Origin of the sequence: Sorangium aterium (assembly GCF_028368935.1) — a bacterium.
Classification (GTDB): domain Bacteria; phylum Myxococcota_A; class Polyangia; order Polyangiales; family Polyangiaceae; genus Sorangium; species Sorangium atrum.
Window position 1 is genome coordinate 821,340 of sequence record NZ_JAQNDK010000004.1, and the last position, 15,588, is coordinate 836,927.

Annotated in this window: 15 protein-coding genes; 7 read left to right on the plus strand and 8 right to left on the minus strand. The window is 71.3% G+C overall.

Annotated features, from left to right (window positions below; genetic code table 11):
• Nucleotides 1-290: 290 nt before the first annotated feature.
• Both POL72_RS34510 and POL72_RS34515 read left to right on the plus strand, forming a co-directional pair.
• The gene (locus POL72_RS34510) at nt 291-1,151 is read left to right on the plus strand and encodes a HipA family kinase (protein WP_272101042.1); all 861 of its coding nucleotides are present in this window, start codon (nt 291-293) and stop codon (nt 1,149-1,151) included.
• The gene (locus POL72_RS34515; protein ID WP_272101043.1) at nt 1,129-1,566 is read left to right on the plus strand and encodes a DUF3037 domain-containing protein; all 438 of its coding nucleotides are present in this window, start codon (nt 1,129-1,131) and stop codon (nt 1,564-1,566) included. The genes POL72_RS34510 and POL72_RS34515 overlap by 23 nt, the downstream gene beginning before the upstream one ends.
• A gap of 51 nt (nt 1,567-1,617) precedes the next feature.
• Here the strand turns inward: POL72_RS34515 and POL72_RS34520 are convergent, their stop codons facing one another.
• From POL72_RS34520 to POL72_RS34530, 3 genes are all read right to left on the minus strand, one after another.
• Nucleotides 1,618-2,541, minus strand: a complete 924-nt coding sequence (locus POL72_RS34520) for a DUF808 domain-containing protein (protein ID WP_272101044.1) — start codon at nt 2,539-2,541, stop codon at nt 1,618-1,620.
• A 193-nt stretch (nt 2,542-2,734) separates the two neighbouring features.
• The gene (gene ylqF, locus POL72_RS34525; protein ID WP_272101045.1) at nt 2,735-3,646 is read right to left on the minus strand and encodes a ribosome biogenesis GTPase YlqF; all 912 of its coding nucleotides are present in this window, start codon (nt 3,644-3,646) and stop codon (nt 2,735-2,737) included.
• A 30-nt stretch (nt 3,647-3,676) separates the two neighbouring features.
• Nucleotides 3,677-4,387 carry a DsbA family oxidoreductase gene (locus POL72_RS34530; protein WP_272101046.1) on the minus strand — a complete coding sequence of 237 codons (711 nt, stop codon included), beginning with the start codon at nt 4,385-4,387 and terminating at the stop codon, nt 3,677-3,679.
• 490 nt (nt 4,388-4,877) lie between these two features.
• Here POL72_RS34530 and POL72_RS34535 point away from each other — a divergent pair, with 490 nt between their 5' ends.
• Nucleotides 4,878-5,885 carry a DUF2167 domain-containing protein gene (locus POL72_RS34535; protein ID WP_272101047.1) on the plus strand — a complete coding sequence of 336 codons (1,008 nt, stop codon included), beginning with the start codon at nt 4,878-4,880 and terminating at the stop codon, nt 5,883-5,885.
• A 246-nt stretch (nt 5,886-6,131) separates the two neighbouring features.
• Here POL72_RS34535 and POL72_RS34540 read toward each other — a convergent pair whose 3' ends face one another.
• From POL72_RS34540 to POL72_RS34550, 3 genes are all read right to left on the minus strand, one after another.
• Nucleotides 6,132-6,842, minus strand: coding sequence for a GNAT family N-acetyltransferase (locus POL72_RS34540; protein WP_272101048.1), 711 nt, complete (start codon nt 6,840-6,842; stop codon nt 6,132-6,134).
• Nucleotides 6,843-6,915: 73 nt separating this feature from the next.
• A complete protein-coding gene (locus POL72_RS34545; RefSeq protein WP_272101049.1) occupies nt 6,916-8,595 on the minus strand; it encodes a rhomboid family intramembrane serine protease in 1,680 nt (559 codons plus the stop codon).
• 84 nt (nt 8,596-8,679) lie between these two features.
• Nucleotides 8,680-9,453: an endonuclease/exonuclease/phosphatase family protein gene (locus POL72_RS34550; protein WP_272101798.1), complete on the minus strand. Its 774-nt coding sequence runs from the start codon at nt 9,451-9,453 to the stop codon at nt 8,680-8,682.
• A gap of 115 nt (nt 9,454-9,568) precedes the next feature.
• Here POL72_RS34550 and POL72_RS34555 point away from each other — a divergent pair, with 115 nt between their 5' ends.
• From POL72_RS34555 to POL72_RS34570, 4 genes are all read left to right on the plus strand, one after another.
• Nucleotides 9,569-10,003 carry a GNAT family N-acetyltransferase gene (locus tag POL72_RS34555; RefSeq protein WP_272101050.1) on the plus strand — a complete coding sequence of 145 codons (435 nt, stop codon included), beginning with the start codon at nt 9,569-9,571 and terminating at the stop codon, nt 10,001-10,003.
• Between the two features lie 474 nt (nt 10,004-10,477).
• Nucleotides 10,478-11,995 carry a sensor histidine kinase gene (locus tag POL72_RS34560; protein WP_272101051.1) on the plus strand — a complete coding sequence of 506 codons (1,518 nt, stop codon included), beginning with the start codon at nt 10,478-10,480 and terminating at the stop codon, nt 11,993-11,995.
• Nucleotides 11,992-13,110 (plus strand): DUF5005 domain-containing protein, encoded by a 1,119-nt coding sequence (locus POL72_RS34565; protein ID WP_272101052.1) that lies wholly within the window; start codon nt 11,992-11,994, stop codon nt 13,108-13,110. Before POL72_RS34560 ends, POL72_RS34565 begins: the two co-directional genes overlap by 4 nt.
• Nucleotides 13,111-13,608: 498 nt before the next feature.
• A complete protein-coding gene (locus POL72_RS34570; protein ID WP_272101053.1) occupies nt 13,609-14,163 on the plus strand; it encodes a hypothetical protein in 555 nt (184 codons plus the stop codon).
• 91 nt (nt 14,164-14,254) lie between these two features.
• Here the strand turns inward: POL72_RS34570 and POL72_RS34575 are convergent, their stop codons facing one another.
• Together POL72_RS34575 and POL72_RS34580 are read right to left on the minus strand one after the other, a co-directional pair.
• Nucleotides 14,255-14,830 carry a TetR/AcrR family transcriptional regulator gene (locus POL72_RS34575; protein ID WP_272101054.1) on the minus strand — a complete coding sequence of 192 codons (576 nt, stop codon included), beginning with the start codon at nt 14,828-14,830 and terminating at the stop codon, nt 14,255-14,257.
• Nucleotides 14,831-14,840: 10 nt separating this feature from the next.
• Nucleotides 14,841-15,428: a sugar O-acetyltransferase gene (locus tag POL72_RS34580; RefSeq protein WP_272101055.1), complete on the minus strand. Its 588-nt coding sequence runs from the start codon at nt 15,426-15,428 to the stop codon at nt 14,841-14,843.
• Nucleotides 15,429-15,588: the final 160 nt, after the last annotated feature.

Below are 15,588 nucleotides of genomic sequence, written 5' to 3' on the forward strand. Positions count from 1 at the left end.
TTCGGCGCTCGCTCTCGCGCTGCTGCGTGGAGCGAGCGCCCGGGCCGCCTCATCGATCATCGAGGGCGCGCTTCCCGGTGCGCTCCAGCTCGATCCGGCTCCCCCGTCTCACATGACGGCGGGGGTGAGGGCTCTGGCCGAAGGCGGGGTCTTTTGAACCGCCAAACGCGCCAAAGTCGCCAAAGACGCCAAGCAAAACACAAAAATCATGGCGTCTCATGGCGCCTTTGCGGTTCCATCCTTCCGGCAGGGTGGGGGAACTCCCTCACCACCCGCTACGCTGCTGCGGCATGATCCGAACCGTCCACACGACCCGCTACGTCACCCCGCTCCGCGAGGGCGGGTCGCTGCCGGCCCTCGTCGAGGCCGATGACGACGGGCTCTATGTCCTGAAGCTCCGCGGCGCCGGCCAGGGGCCGAAGGCGCTCATCGCGGAGCTCGTCGCCGGGGAGATCGGGCGCGCGCTGGGGCTGCCGGTGCCGGAGATCGTCTTCATGGAGCTCGACCCCGCCTTCGGGCGGGCCGAGCCGGATCCGGAGCTGTCCGACCTGCTCTCGGCGAGCGCCGGCCTGAACCTCGCCCTCGATTACCTGCCCGGGTCGCTCGCCTTCCAGCCGCTCGCCGGCCCGGCGATCGACCCGGGGCTTGCGGCCGCCGTCGTCTGGTTCGACGCCTTCACGAGCAACGTGGACCGGACGCCCAAGAATCCCAACCTGCTCCTGTGGCACCGCCGCCTCTGGCTGATCGACCACGGCGCGGCGCTCTATGTTCATCACGCCTGGACCGACGCGACCGACCCGCGCGCCGACGCCCACGACCGCTTCCCGCTCGTCAAGAGCCATGTCCTGCTCCCGTTCGCGGGCGATCTCGCCGCGGCCGACGCCGCGCTGAGCGCCCGGCTCACCCCCGAGCGCATCGCGGGGATCGTCGCGGCGATCCCGGACGCGTGGCTTGCCGATCAGGACCCCCCCGCCCGGTCGTCTGGCGAGCGGCGGTCCGCGTTCTCGCCCGACGCGGCCGAGGCGCCGCAGCCCGACGCCGCGCCGCTCGCGGCGCGCCGCGCGGCGTACGCCACTTACCTGACCCACCGCCTCGCGTCGCCGCGGGGCTTCGTCGAGGAGGCGCTCGATGCCGCCCGTGCCCGGCGGTAGCCCTCCGGGCGCGCGCGACGTCGACGCCGCCGACCCGTTCGATTACGCCGTGCTGCGCGTGGTCCCGCGCGTGGAGCGCGGCGAGCGCGTCAACGTCGGGGTGGTCCTCTTCAGCCGCGCCCGGGGCTTCCTCGACGCGCGCTTCGAGCCCGACGAGCGGCGCCTGCTCGCCCTCTGGCCCGATCTCGACCTGGAGGCGGTCCGCGGCCACCTCGACTTCATCCGCCGCGTCTGCGCCGGCGATCGGGCGTGCGGGTACGTCGCCGAGCTCCCCCAGGCCGAGCGCTTCGGCTGGGTGGTGTCCCCGGCGAGCACGGTCGTCCAGCCCTCGCGTGTCCACGCGGGCCTCGGCGCCGACCCGGCCGCGGCGCTCGATCGGCTGCTCGCGGCCCTTGTGCGGTCCGGACAGGGCTGATCGGCGCGGCGCGAGCCCGCGCTCCAGGCGGCGCAGGCTCGCGCTCCAGGGTCAGTCGCCGTCCTTCTCGCGCGTCATCGCCTGCTTCACCGCGGTCACGACGCCCAGCACGACCGCGCCGGCCGCGACGCCGACGACCATGTTGGCGAGCGACGGCACCACCGCGCCGAGCACGGCGCCGGCGCCCTGGGTCATGTCCTCGATGTGGTGGTGCAGCCACGGCACGCCGTGCGTCAGGATGCCTCCGCCGACCAGGAACATCGCCGCGGTGCCGGCGACCGACAGGCCCTTCATCAGCCACGGCGCCGCCTTCAGGATGCCGCTGCCCAGCGACTGCTGCAGACCGCCGTCCTGGCGGCTCAGGTAGAGGCCGGCGTCGTCGAGCTTCACGATGCCGGCGACCAGGCCGTAGACGCCCACCGTCATCAGCACGGCGATGCCGCTCAGCACGGCGACCTGCGTGCTGAACGGCGACGCCGCCACGGTGCCGAGCGTGATCGCGATGATCTCGGCCGACAGGATGAAGTCGGTGCGCACCGCGCCCTTGATCTTGTCCCTCTCGAACTCCACGAGGTCGATCTTCGGATCGGAGAGCGCCTGCACGAGCTCGGCGCGGTGCGCCTCGTCCTCGTGCTTGCTGTGCAGCACCTTGTGGGCGACCTTCTCGAAGCCCTCGTAACAGAGGAAGGCGCCGCCGACCATCAGCAGGGGCGTGACGGCCCAGGGCGCGAAGGCGCTGATCGCCAGCGCCGCCGGCACCAGGATGGCCTTGTTGAGCAGCGAGCCCTTCGCCACGGCCAGCACGACCGGCAGCTCGCGATCGGCGTTGACGCCCGTCACCTGCTGCGCGTTCAGCGCCAGATCGTCGCCCAGCACGCCGGCGGTCTTCTTGGCGGCCACCTTCGTCAGCACGGCAACGTCGTCCAGCACGGTGGCGATGTCGTCGATCAGGGCGAGCAGGCTGCTTCCGGCCATGGAGTGAGGTCCTCGTCGGGTGAATGGGTAGGGAGCGGGGGACGTGGGGAGCGGGGAGCGTGGCGAACGTCACCGGCGGCGCCGCACCGCAGCCGTCGCGTGGGCATCGTAGCGGGCGTCGGCGGCCTTCGGGTCGAAGATCCTGGGCGCCCACGTCGATCGGCCAGCCTGGCCGGCGACGCTGCGCCGCGGCTCACGCGCTCTCTTCGATCCCCGACGGCGACTCCAGCCCCGGCGGCTCTTCCAGGCTGATGCGCCCGAGCCGACCGGCGCGGAAGTCGTGGACGAGGATGTCCGACGCCTTGTGCAGGTCCACCGACCCGCCGCTGCGCAGGCAGCCGCGGCGTCGGCCGATCTCCTCGATCAGCGCGGCGGCCGTCTCCGGCAGCTCCTTCAGCTTGTAGCGGGCGACGAGGAGCTCGGGGTAGCGCCGCAGGAAGTACCCCGCCGCGAACAGGGCGACGCTCTGGTAATCGATGGCCGTGTCGGGGATCGCCCCGCCCACGCCCAGGCGGAACGAGGCGGCCTCGTCGTCGATCTTGGGCCAGAGGATCCCCGGGTTGTCGGAGATGGCCATGCCGGTCTTCAGCGTGACGAGCTGCTGGCTCTTCGTGACCGCGGGCTCGTCGCCGACCTTGGCCACCTTGCGCTCCATGAGCGCGTTGATGAGCGTCGATTTGCCGACGTTGGGGATCCCCACGATCATGGCCCGCACCACCTTGCCGGGGCCGTTCTTGGGGGGCGCGAGGCGCTTGCAGAGCTCCGGGATCCGGCGCCGCGCCTCGGACGACTGGCTCGCAGAGATCGCGATCGCGAGCACCTGGCCCCCCGGCGAGGCGCGGCGCTCCGCCTCGTCAAGAGGCGCGGCGCGCTCCGCCTCGAAGTAGCGGAGCCACGCCGTGGTGACGGCCGGGTCCGCCAGATCGCTCTTGTTCAGGACCTTGATGCACGGCTTCTGGCCGCGCAGCTCGGCCAGGACGGGGTTCTCGCTGGCCAGCGGCATCCGGGCGTCGAGCACCTCGATGACGACGTCCTGCGACGGCATCGACTCGGCGATCGTGCGCCGAGCCTTGGTCATGTGGCCTGGATACCATTGAATCGACATCCGCCGCGCAGCTCTATCACGCCCGGCGGCTCATGCGCACCCGTCCGGTCCGCAGGCCGCCCCCTCGGCGAACGCCTGCTCGGGCGCGTCGGCCGCCTCGTCCCACGCCTTCTGGAGCACGCCGAGGAGGGCCTCGGCCGGCTGCGCGCCGGAGACGCCGTACCGCCCGCCGAACGCGAAGAAGGGGACGCCCGTGATGCCGATCGCGCGCGCCTCGGCCTCGTCGGCCCGCACCTCGCGCGCGTGGGCGTCGCTCGCGAGCGCCGCGCGGACCTCGTCCGGGTCGAGCCCCGCCTCGCCAGCGAGGCGCGCGAGCACCTCCGGCTCGCCGATCGCCTCGCCCTCGGTCATGTAGCCGCGGAGGAGCCGCTCCTTCACGGCGTCCTGCGCGCCGCGCTCGGCCGCGAGGTGGAGCACGCGGTGCGCGTCGAAGGTGTTGCCGGGCCGGACCTTGTCGAAGCGGAGATCGAGGCCGTCCGCCGCGCCCACCTCGGTCATCTGCTGGATCATGGCCTCGGCCTTGGCGACGGGCACGCCGTACTTCCTCGCGAGGCGCCCGGCGTAGGAGACCTCGGTGTCGAGGACGCGCTTCGCCGAGGGGTCGAGCTCGAACGCGCGCCAGACGACCTCGACCGCATCCCGGCGCGGGAACCTGGCGAGCGCGGCCTCGAGCCGGCGCTTGCCCACGTAGCACCACGGGCACGCGATGTCGGACCAGACATCGATACGGAGCTTCTTCATGGCGATCAAGGTAGGGCGCAGCGGAGCCTCCGGCCAGGCGGCCTGCGTTGCGGGCGGGAGGGGCGCCGGCGCGGCGGTCGGGGAGGGGTCGAGCTCGCCGGGGAGAGCTGAGCCCCCGTGTACGCCCGCCCGGGGGAGGCCGTCGCCTGCGCGGTGGCAGATTGCTCCGGGCAGTCACGCACAGGTCGACTGGATGAACCTGGCCGAAAGGTGTTGTGCACCCAGCCGGATCATGGCGCCGCATGTCCATAGCGGTGCTTGGCGAAGGGAATCGGATGTATTGCACTCGCGGCGAAAGCACGTTTCTGACGCGCCCCGCCCCCCTCCTGGAAAAATGACACTGCATCAACAACTTATCCATGCATTGAAGGAGCTGCCTTCTCCACAGCCTGCGGGAGCGCCACGCTGCGCTTGTGCGCCATGGAGCACTCTGGTTGAATGCCCCGACTATTCTCGAAGGCGGCAGGGTGTTCCGTCAGGAGTGGGGAAAATGTCCAATCGTCGACTCGCTTCGATTGCTTCGGTGGCCCTGGTGCTCGGCGCGAGCGCGCTCGCCGCGGCCGGGGACCCGAGCCCTGTCGCGCCCGCCGGGGCCGCGGCCGGAGCGGCGAGCGCCGTACCCGCGGGGGCCGCGCAGCCGGCTGCGGCGGAGCCATCCGGCGACGCAGCGCGGGAGCCGACGGCGGAGGAGATCGCTGCGGCGATGCAGAAGTTCGATGCCGAGCTGAAGCTCCAGAGCGGGAAGGTCACGGTCGGCGACAACCTGGCCGAGCTCGACGTGCCGGAGGCGTTCCGCTTCACGGGCCCGGAAGGCACCAGGAAGGTGCTCGAGGCCTGGGGCAATCCTCCGGGGTCCGAAGCGCTCGGCATGCTGTTCCCGGCCGGCCTGAGCCCGATCGCGGACGACTCGTGGGGGGTCGTGATCAGCTACGTGGAGGAGGGCCACGTCGACGACGATGACGCGAAGGACATCGATTTCGGCGAGCTCCTGGCCGAGATGCAGAAGGACACCGGCGAGGGGAACCTGGAGCGCCAGAAGGCGGGCTTCCCCGCCGTGCGCCTGATCGGCTGGGCCGAGCCGCCTCACTACGATCCCGCGACGAAGAAGCTGTACTGGGCCAAGGAGCTCGAGTTCGTGGGCAACGAGCACCACACGCTCAACTACTCGATCCGCGTGCTCGGGCGCAAAGGCGTGCTCGAGCTGAACGCCGTCTCCGGCATGAAGCAGCTCGCGACCGTGCGGGGCGAGATGCAGAGCGTGCTGAAGTTCGTCGAGTTCAAGCCCGGCAACCGCTACGACGACTTCGACGAGAAGATCGACCAGGTAGCCGTGTACGGCATCGGCGCCCTGGTCGCGGGCAAGGTGGCGGCCAAGGCGGGGCTGTTCAAGGGGCTTTTCGCCCTGATGCTCGCCAGCAAGAAGCTCGTCGTCGCCGGCCTGGTGGCTGTCGCGGGCGGCGCCAAGGTGCTCTGGGAACGGATCCGCGGGCGCGCTTGACCTTCGGGAAGTTCTTGAAAGGCTTGCGTCGTTCGAAGGCGCATACGAGCAGCTCCTTGAACTTCGGGGGAATTCCCGCCCTCCTGGCGGAATGATGGAACCGCCAAGACGCCATAAGACGCCAAGATGATTATTGTTTTCTTGGCGTCTTATGGCGTCTTGGCGGTTAAAAGACACACCTTCGGCCAAAGTACCCCACCACCGGGCGACGCGGCGCCGCCTCGCCCTCGCCCGGTCACCCCGCGATTACCGCCGCTCCTCCGCGCCCATCAGCGCGGAGAGGCTCTGCCGCTGGCGGCCCGCGCCGTCGAAATTCGATGGATCGAGCCAGCGCTCGAACGCCGCCTTCGCCGCGGGCCACTCCTTGTCGATGATCGCGTGCCACGCGGTGTCGCGGGTGCGCCCCTTGACCACCGCGGCCTGCCGGAACACGCCTTCGAAGCGGAACCCGAGCCTCGTCGCCGCCGCCCGCGAGCCTGCGTTGAGCGCGTCGCACTTCCACTCGTAGCGCCGGTAGCCGAGCTCGTCGAACGCCCGCCGCATCATCAGGTACATCGCCTCCGTCGCCGCAGGCGTCCTCTGAAGGAGCGGTGAGTACCTGAGGTGTCCGACCTCGATGACCCCGCTCTTGGGGTCGATCCGCAGGTAGGCCGCGACGCCGATCGCCCGTCCTGTCGTCGCGTCGACGATCGCATGGAACAGCGGATCATCACCCAGGCACGTGGCGTCCATCCAGGCGCGGTAGTCCGAGAGGGTCGCGAAGGGCCCATAGGGCAGGTAGGTCCAGCCTCGCCCCTCCGCGTCCGTGAGGTTGGCCGCATGGAGGTCCGCCGCGTGCCTCTCGGGATCGATCGGCTCGAGTCGGCACGTGCGCCCGAGCAGGATCTCGCGCGGCGGCAGCGGCCGCGGCGTCCAGCCGGGGAGGGGGTGGCCGATCGGCTGCATCAGAGAATTCATGTGCTCCACGGGATCGCGATCTCCGCAAGGTGGTTTGCTCACGGCGCCGGCCGCGGGCGCTACCAGCCGCGTACTACTGCGCCCGGATCGTCGCCGCCACCTTGTCCTCGATCCCTTCCCACGTCGCCGGCCGATCCGCCGTCGAGTAGGCCTGGAGCATCACCTCGCGATCCCCGAGCACGACGACGTAGCTCACCATCTGCACCCCGTTCTTGAGCCCGTTCTTCACGCTCACCGCCGGCCGCCCGCCCAGCGTGACGCGCGTCGCCGGGCCCTTCGTGACGGTGTTCGCCGGCCGTTGCTCGTCGAGCACCTTGCGCTCCTGCTCGAGGAGGGCGTCCAGCTGCTCGGGCGGCACAGCGCCCTCGAGCGGGAAGACGGCGACCCGGAACACGACGGGCGTCCGGGGCAGCTTCCCGTACGCGTGGAAGCGGACGCCGGCCAGCTCCTCCACGGACGCGGCGCTCGCGAGCGCCTCCGGCAGGTCCAGGGCGACGCCCGTGTCCGCGACCGCGGTGCGCGCCAGCACCGGCGGCGCGCGGAGCTCCCACGGGCGGCCGGCGGCGAACGCTGTCGCCACGGACAGCGCCATCGCCGCGGCCGCCAGGGTGGCCGCCGCCGTGAGGAGGGGGCGCGGCCTCGGCTCGGCGTCCGCCGCGCGCTCGCGCTGGTCCACGGGCGTGAGGCCGCGGGGGAGGACCGTGACGACGAGCGCGAAGCCGACGACGCCGCCGCCCAGGTGCGCGAGCAGGTCGACGCCGGGCTGGAAGCTGTAGACGAGGTTGAGCCCGAGCGGCAGCCACGCGCGGCTGCGCATCTGCGCGATCATCGCGGGGGGCAGGAGCCCGTGCGGCCGGAGCGCGACGCCGATGCCGGCCGTCATGAGGCCCCAGATCGCGCCGGACGCGCCGACGCTCCACCGGTCCTCCAGCATCGCGCTCGCGAGCGACCCGCCCAGCGCCGAGGCCCCGTAGAGCAGGAGGAAGCGCCGCGGGCCGAAGAGCGCCTCGAGCATCGGGCCGAACGACCAGAGCGCCAGCATGTTGACGAAGAGGTGCATCGGGTCGGCGTGCAGGAACGCCGAGGCGAGGAGCCGGTAGAGCTCCCCGCGGCGCACCGCCTCGCCGCTGTTGGCGCCCATGCGCCACAGCGCCGCCTCGTGGGTGCCCGAGCCGAAGGCGTAGCTCACGGCGAGGAGCGCGGCGCACGCGATCATGAGCGTCGCCGTGACGCGGCGGCTGCCCCTCAGCCGGTCGACGATCGCGCGCTCCTGCTGCGCCAGCGCGTGCCCCTCGGCGAGCGCCTCCGCGAGCGCGTCGGGCTCGATCGGACCCACCTCGGCGAGGCGCTCGTAGGCCCGCTCGAGGGCCGGCAGGGCCTGCCCCTTCACGCGCGCGAGCTCGCCCGCCGCGTCGAGGTGGTGGAAGCCCATCCGCACGAGCTGCACCAGCGGCGCCACCTTGGCGAGCGCGGCCCGGCCTGGGGCAGCGGCGCCGCCCACGAGCACGACGTGCGTGGGCGGCCCGCCGGGCTGCACCGCCTTCACGAGCGGCTCGAGCAGGGCGTGGATCTCGTCGGCCGAGAGATCCCCTGGCGCCGTGACGAGCGCGATCTGGAGGGGCGTCGCCCTGCCGGCGAGGAGCGCCAGCCTCGCGTCGCAGCGGAGCAGCACGAGGGCGTCCGGCCCGCGGAGCAGCGCGGCGAGCACGCGGTCGCGTCGAGCCGCCGCGTCGTCCCGGGGCGCACGGTCCATGATCGGCGGATCCACCACGCTCGCTTCTCCTCCTGCTCCCTCCTGCGAGAGCTCGCGCGGCGAGCGTAGCCGAAAGGCGGCGCGTCAGGAGAGCTCGGCGATGACCGCGTGGTGGTCGGACGCGGCGCCGACGTCGATGACGTCGGCCTGCGCGAGCCGGCCGGCGAGCCGCGGCGACAGCAGCACGTAGTCGGTCCGCGTCTCCACCTGCGCGCCGTCGCGCCCGCGCAGCGCGGTGAACCAGCGCGAGGTGCGCGGCCTCTGGAGAAGGGCGTCGGCCCAGCCGAACGCCTCGATCGAATCCATCGTGTCGAACCGCGGCGGGCTGCCGTACTTCTCGATGCCGGCCGCCGCGAGGCGCGCGCCGAGGTCCGCGGGGTAGGGGTCGCGGCGCGACAGCGCGTTGAGGTCGCCCGCGAGCGCCCAGAGGCCCGCGGCGAACCGGGCGGGGGGCACGAGCGAGAGCAGCCAGCGCGCCTCGGTGAGCCGGCGATCCTCGCTGCCGGCGTTGAGGTGGGTGCCGAGCACCACGAGCGGCTCGCCGTCGAGCGAGAGCTCGACCTCCACGAGGCAGTGGGCCAGCGTCTCGGGCGCGTGCACGCGCGCGCCGGCGAGCGGCGCCCGGCTGACGACGGCGACGTGGTTGCGCCTCCCGTTCGGCCGCGGGTTGGCGTTGCCCAGGACGGCGTGCCGCTCGCCGGCGGGCGCGCCGATCGCCTCGGCGACGGCCCGGAGCCGGGCGCCGTCCTCCCAGCCCACGCACTCCTGGAGCACGAGCAGATCCGGGCGCGCGGCGGCGACGATCGCGAGGATCGCCTCGAACCGATCCTCGCCGCCGAAGAGGATGTTGAAGGTCATGATCTTCACGGTCCGATCAGGCTAGCTCTTCCGAGGTCGGGGCGTCTGCGGAGAGCAGCCAAAAGGCGCGCTGAATCGGGTGGACGCGCCGCCAGGGACGGCGCACGAAGCGAAGATGGCCGGCGACGTCCTCCCGATCCGCAGCGATTCGCCGCTCTACGCCGGCGCGCTCCGCCTCCGGCGCGAGGTCTTCGTCGTCGAGCAGTCCGTGCCCGAGGACATCGAGATCGACGAGCTCGACCCCGTCGCGCGGCACTTCGTGGTCCTCGACGGCGGCGAGGTCGTCGCGACGATGCGCGTCGTGCCGTACGAGGGCGCGCTCAAGGTGGGCCGCGTGGCCGTCAGGAGAGACCTTCGCGGCGCGGGCCTCGGGCGGCGGCTGATGGAGGAGGCGATCCGCGTCGCCGGCGCAGAGGGCGCGCGCGCGCTGATCCTGAACGCCCAGGTCTCTGCAGCGGCGTTCTATCGCAAGCTCGGCTTCGTCGAGGAAGGGCCGATCTTCGACGAGGCGGGGATCCCGCACACGAAGATGGTCCGACGGATGGCCTGAGCCCGCGGGCGCTGGCGATAGAGGTCCGGCCGGGGAGGGCGACGGCCACCTGCGCGGTGCTCGGCGCGCCGCAGCAATACGCGACCTCTGCCGCTCCATCTGCAGCCGGACGGACACCGCCGTTTCACCAGGGCTGCCCCTGCGCAAATCGCAGACCCGATGATGCCAAAAAAACTCGTCGAGCGCGGCGCTGGGCGGCGTGACGAGAGGGCAGCGCGCGACTCCTCGCACGTTGCGCATCGCGGTGTTCGAAGACAATCTACGTGATCGATGACGTCGAAAGCGGGCGGGCGAAGCAGCGGACTGGACGAGCCTGGCTGCCCGCGCGCGCTTCCTGGTCCACCTCTGCTCGACTGGATTGGGATCATCCCACGAGCCGCGAGCGCCCTCACCGTCGTGACCGCTGGGGCCGTCCTGGTGGGCTGGTGGCTCGATGTTCAGGTTCTCAAGAGTGTCCACCCTACATTCGTGACCATGAAGGTGAACACGGCGCTGGCCTTCCTTGCCGCCGGCGCGTCGCTGTGGCTCTATCGCCGCGCGGGCTCGAGCTTGCGGACGCGCCGGCTCTCGTGGGCGTGCGCCGGCGGAGTCGCTCTCATCGGGCTGCTCACGTGCCTGGAATACGCGCTGAACCAGCCGCTCCATATCGATCAGATTCTCTTCCGGGAAGGGCCGGGCGCCGTCGGCACCCCTCACCTCGGCAGAATGGCTATCACGACGGCCCTCTGCTTTGTCCTCCTCGGCTCGGCGCTGTGTCTCCTCGACGCGAAGGCGCGGCGCGTGCGCCGGCTCTTCTTCGCGATGGTCGTGCTCATCGCGTTGCTCGGGCAGCTGGCGGTGCTCGGATATGTGCTCGGGGTCGGGTATCTTTATGGCGTCGGAGCGACGACCGAGATGGCGTTGCATACGGCGCTGCTCTTTCTGGTGCTGTCTGCGGGCGCCCTGTGCGCGCGGCCCGAGCTGAGCGGCGTCGAGCTGTTGAACAGCGCGGGGGCCGGCGGCGTGATGGCGCGCCGACTGCTTGTCGCCGCGTTCGGCGCGCCGTTCGTCCTCGGCTGGGCGATCGTGAAGGGGCGGGGGCTCGGCCTCTACGATTCGGCGTTCGAGTCGTCGCTCCTCGTCGTCGGCTGCATCGTCCTCATCGTGCGCCACATCTGGAAGAGCGCTGCCGCGCTGGAATGCATCGACCAGGATCGGGGGAGGGCCGTAGAAGATCGCGGCCGACTCGCTCTCCGTGAGGAGGCCGCCCAGGCTGCCGTCCGAGAGAGAGACGAGTTCCTCTCCATCGCGTCCCACGAGCTCCGAACGCCCATCGCCGCGCTCCAGCTCACGCTGCAGGCGCTGCAGCGCAAGCCTGGCGGCGGCGAGCCAGCGATTCTCCAGAACGACCGCGCCGCCCGAGCGGTGGAGGGGAGCCTTCGACAGGTCGCGCGGCTGACGCGGTTGGTCGATCAGCTGCTCGATCTGTCGCGCATCAAGGCGGGTCGCCTCGAGCTCGAGCCGGAGAGGGTCAATCTCGCCGAGGTGGTGCGCCAGGCCGTCGAGCCCCTCCAGGTGGTGCTGGCGCAGGCGGGCTGCTCGCTGTCTCTGCGCGTCGAGCGCGAGATCCTCGGTCGCTGGGATGCGCTGCGGATCGAGCAGGTCGTAACGAACCTCGTGTCCAACGCGCTGAAGTATGGCGCGAACGCCCCCGTCGAGATCAGCGTACAGCGGCGCGGGGACGCGGCCGTGATCGCGGTGCGCGATCACGGAATCGGCATCGCCCCAGAGAACACGGCGCGGATCTTCGAGCGGTTCGAGCGCGCCGTGTCGTCGCGCGACTACGCCGGCGTGGGCATCGGTCTCTTCGTCGCCAGGCAGATCGTCGAGGCCCACGGCGGCTCGATCCGGGTCGAGAGCGCGCTCGGCGCGGGTTCGACTTTCTTCGTCGAGCTGCCCATCGAGCACGTGGTGAGCTGCGCCGTCCCCTTCCGTGGGATGATGGCGTCATGAGCTCCCTGCGCCTATCCCTCACGCCCGCCCGCTCTGTCCCCATCGTCCTCGCGCATCTGGTCCTCGCGGCGTGCGGCGGGGAGCCGGGGCCAGGCGTCGAGTCTGCCGAGGAGATCGGCGTCGTCGAGAAGGGGGCGTGGATCGAAGGGCGCGACGGTGGAGACAGCGCTGTCGCGTGGGGCAAATCGGTCTGGGTCTATGGCGATACCGTTCTCACGCAGGCTGACGAGGCCGGGACGAACTGGCACCATAACTCGTTCGACATCTCGGACGATCTCGACGCGTCCGACGGCATCGGCGGCTTCTCCTCGCCGGCCGACAGCGTCGGGGCGCCGGGGTACTTCATCGCGCCCACCGCGGACGAGCAGGCGTTCAACGACGCTCACGCCGGCGACGACTGCGCCGAGGCGCCGTGCGGCGCCCGCTGGGCCGTGTGGCCCGGGGCGCCGGTGTTCGATGCGGCGCGCGACCGCGCTTTGATCCCGTATGGCCTCATCTATGCGGAGCCGGGCGACTTCAACTTCCGCGGCGTGGGCCAGTCGTTCGCGATCTGGGAGGGCCTCGATGAGGCGCCGGAGCGGCCGATCGTGGACGCGAGCGCGGAGCACCCCGACCTGCTCTTCGGGGAAGGCGAGCCAGGCTGGGGGGCCGCGGTGGTCGCCCACGGCGACGATCTCTACACCTTCGCGTGCGACGGCGGCCTGTCCAAGCCGTGCAGCCTCGCGCGGGTCCCGCTCGAGACGCCCCTCGACCGGGGCGCTTTCCGTTACTTCGACGGCGACGGCTGGAGCGACGACGCCTCGGAGGCCGCCGAGCTGTTCGACGGCGCGCCCATCATGTCCGTCTCGTACTGTGAGCACCTCGGGGCGTGGCTCGCGGTCTACGCGCCCCCGTTCGACCACCGGATCGTGGCGCGCACCGCCCCGGACCTCGTCGGCCCTTGGTCGGAAGAGTCCACCCTGGTTACGGCCCCCGAGGAGCACGCGCCCTACGACGCTGTCCACCACGTGGAGTACGAGGAGGACGGCGGCCGGGTGCAGTACATCACGTACTCGCGTCCGACGAGCGGCTGGTTCGGGTCGGAGTTTGCGCTCGTCCGCGTCGTGCTGAAGTGACGGGCGCGCGCTCGCCGCTGGCGGCCGAACGGGCGCGACATGCGTTCGACTGCCGTCTCAGGATGCTTCGTAGCTGCGATATCAGGTGCGGACCGAGGACGGGGCGAGTTTGTCAACACCGTGAAGTAAGTCGCTAGCTCTACTGCGGGAAGTTGCCCCGGATCAGAAGAAAAACCGCCAAGCCGCCAACGACGCCAAGGGGAGAAGAGGAAGGGGGCCGTCCGGGCATCCCCCCCTATTCCCCGGTTTTCTTGGCGCCCTTGGCGGCTTGGCGGTTCGCTTCCCCGGCCGACTTCCCAGTAGAGCTAGCGCTCTCCAGCGTCGGATCGGAGTGGCAACGTCCTGGACGCCGCCTGCAGGGTGTTTGATGCACATGGCATCATGCATGTCAACGGGGAATGCGTGGAAGCGCGCTCCTGCCGCTCTGCATGACGAGGCTGGCAGCATCGTCTACGTTTGGTGCAGCGATCTACTTACCTACTCTCGGAGGAGACAGCGATGAAGGCACGAGCTTGGCTGGTAACGCTCGCGATGTTCACGGCTGCGGGGTGCGGGAGTGACGGGGGAGAGACAGGGAGCGCGACGTGCACGGGTGCAGGATGTGCGTGCACCGGGTTCGACTGTGAGTGTGTGGCTGGCGCTGATTGTAAGACATATTGCGGCTCGACGTCGTGCTCGCTCGACTGCACGGCGAACACCAAGTGTAACGGGAGCAGCGAAGGCGCGCTCACGCTCCAGTGTTTCGACACGAGCGAGTGCAAGGGGAACGGCGGCGACGGCAGCGTGATCTCGTGCACGGGGCAGTCGGACTGCGACCTGAAGGCAGACGCTGGATCCACGGCGGTCTGTGAAGACCAGGCCAAGTGCAAGTTCAACCTGGGCCCCGGCGCCACGATCCGGTGTGGGGACGAGAGTCACTGCGAGCTCAAGTGCGACGCGGATTGCGTCGCGACGTGCGCCGAGACGGCGGAGTGCAAGGTGAGCTGCGGCGCTGACAGCACGCCCGGTGTGACGTGTCCAGACGGACGGCTGGTATGCGGCAAGGCGTGCTGAGGAGCATGCGCGCCGCTGGGCCGACGTCCTGGTGAGCGAGAGCGCGGGAGCCGCTTTCTCAGGGGGTGGACTGCCCTGCTCCTGCGAGAGCTCAGCGGGTGAAGCGGCGGATGGCGTGCCGGATCTGCTCGGGCGCCATGGGATCCGTCGATAGGGCGCTGTGCAGCACGAGGCCCTCGATCAGCGCGTCGAGCTCCCGCGCGGTCACCGGGTCGAAGTGGATCTCCAGCGCGCGCCGGCTCCGCAGCATCCAGGCCTGGGTGACGGCGCGCAGCGCGGGCCTCCGGGCGGCGGCGACGTAGAGCTCGACGCTGAGCACCAGGTCGCGCTCCGAGCCGAGGAGGGCCGTGGTGAGGTGCTCGACGAGGTGCTCGACCGCGGCCTCGCGGTCGCACGCGGCGCGCATCTGCTCCTCGAAGCGGGTGGCCACGTCGTCCGCGTGCCGGGTGAACGCCGCGGCGAGCAGCTCGTCGATCGAGGCGAAGTGGTACGTGGTCGAGCCGAGCGGCACGTCGGCGGCCCGGGCGATCGAGCGGTGTGACGCGCCGGCGACGCCCTGCTCGGCGATCACGTCGAGCGCGGTCGCCACGAGCCGCTCCCGGCGCCCTGGGTCGTGGCGACGGGCCCGCCGCGCGGGGGCGGCGCGCCTCGCCCTGGCAGCGCTCATCGCGCCTCCGTCACCCTCGCGCCTCGCCCGGCGCCGGCGCGGCGCCCGCGGCGTCGAGGGCGCGGACCACGCGGGCGGGGTTCCCGACCGCGACCACGTTGGCCGGCAGGTCGCGCGTCACGACGGAGCCCGCGCCCACCACGGTGTTGTCGCCGATCGTCACGCCCGGAAGCACGATGGCCCCGCCACCCAGCCACACGTTGTTCCCGATCGTGATGGGCTTCGCGGCCTCCCATTTCTGCCGCCGAGGCTCGGGCTCCACCGGGTGGGTCGGCGTGAGCAGCTGCACGTTCGGGCCGATCTGCACGTCGTCGCCGATCGTGATGGGCGCGACGTCGAGCGCGACCAGCCCGAAGTTCGCGAAGCAGCGCGCCCCGATGGTGATGCGCGAACCGTAGTCCACGTGGAACGGCGGGCGGATCTCGGTGCCCTCGCCGATCGCGCCGAGCAGCTGCTCCAGCAAGCGGCGGCGCAGCGGGCGCTGCCGTACCGACGTCGCGTTGTAGGCCGCCATGAGATCCAGCGCGGCCGCGCTCTGCTCGGCGATCTCGGGATCGTCGGCGATGTAGAGGTCGCCAGCGAGCATCCGCTCGCGCATGGACCGGGGATCGTGAGGGGTCGACATATGGACGAGTGTACACTCTATAGGAACGAGTGTACACATCGACGGGCGGGACGAGTTCGTCGGGGGCCATGCGCCGCCCGCGCCCCTGCGCCTCGAACTTCGCGGGCAGATCGGGCAAGGCTCCTCCTCGGCG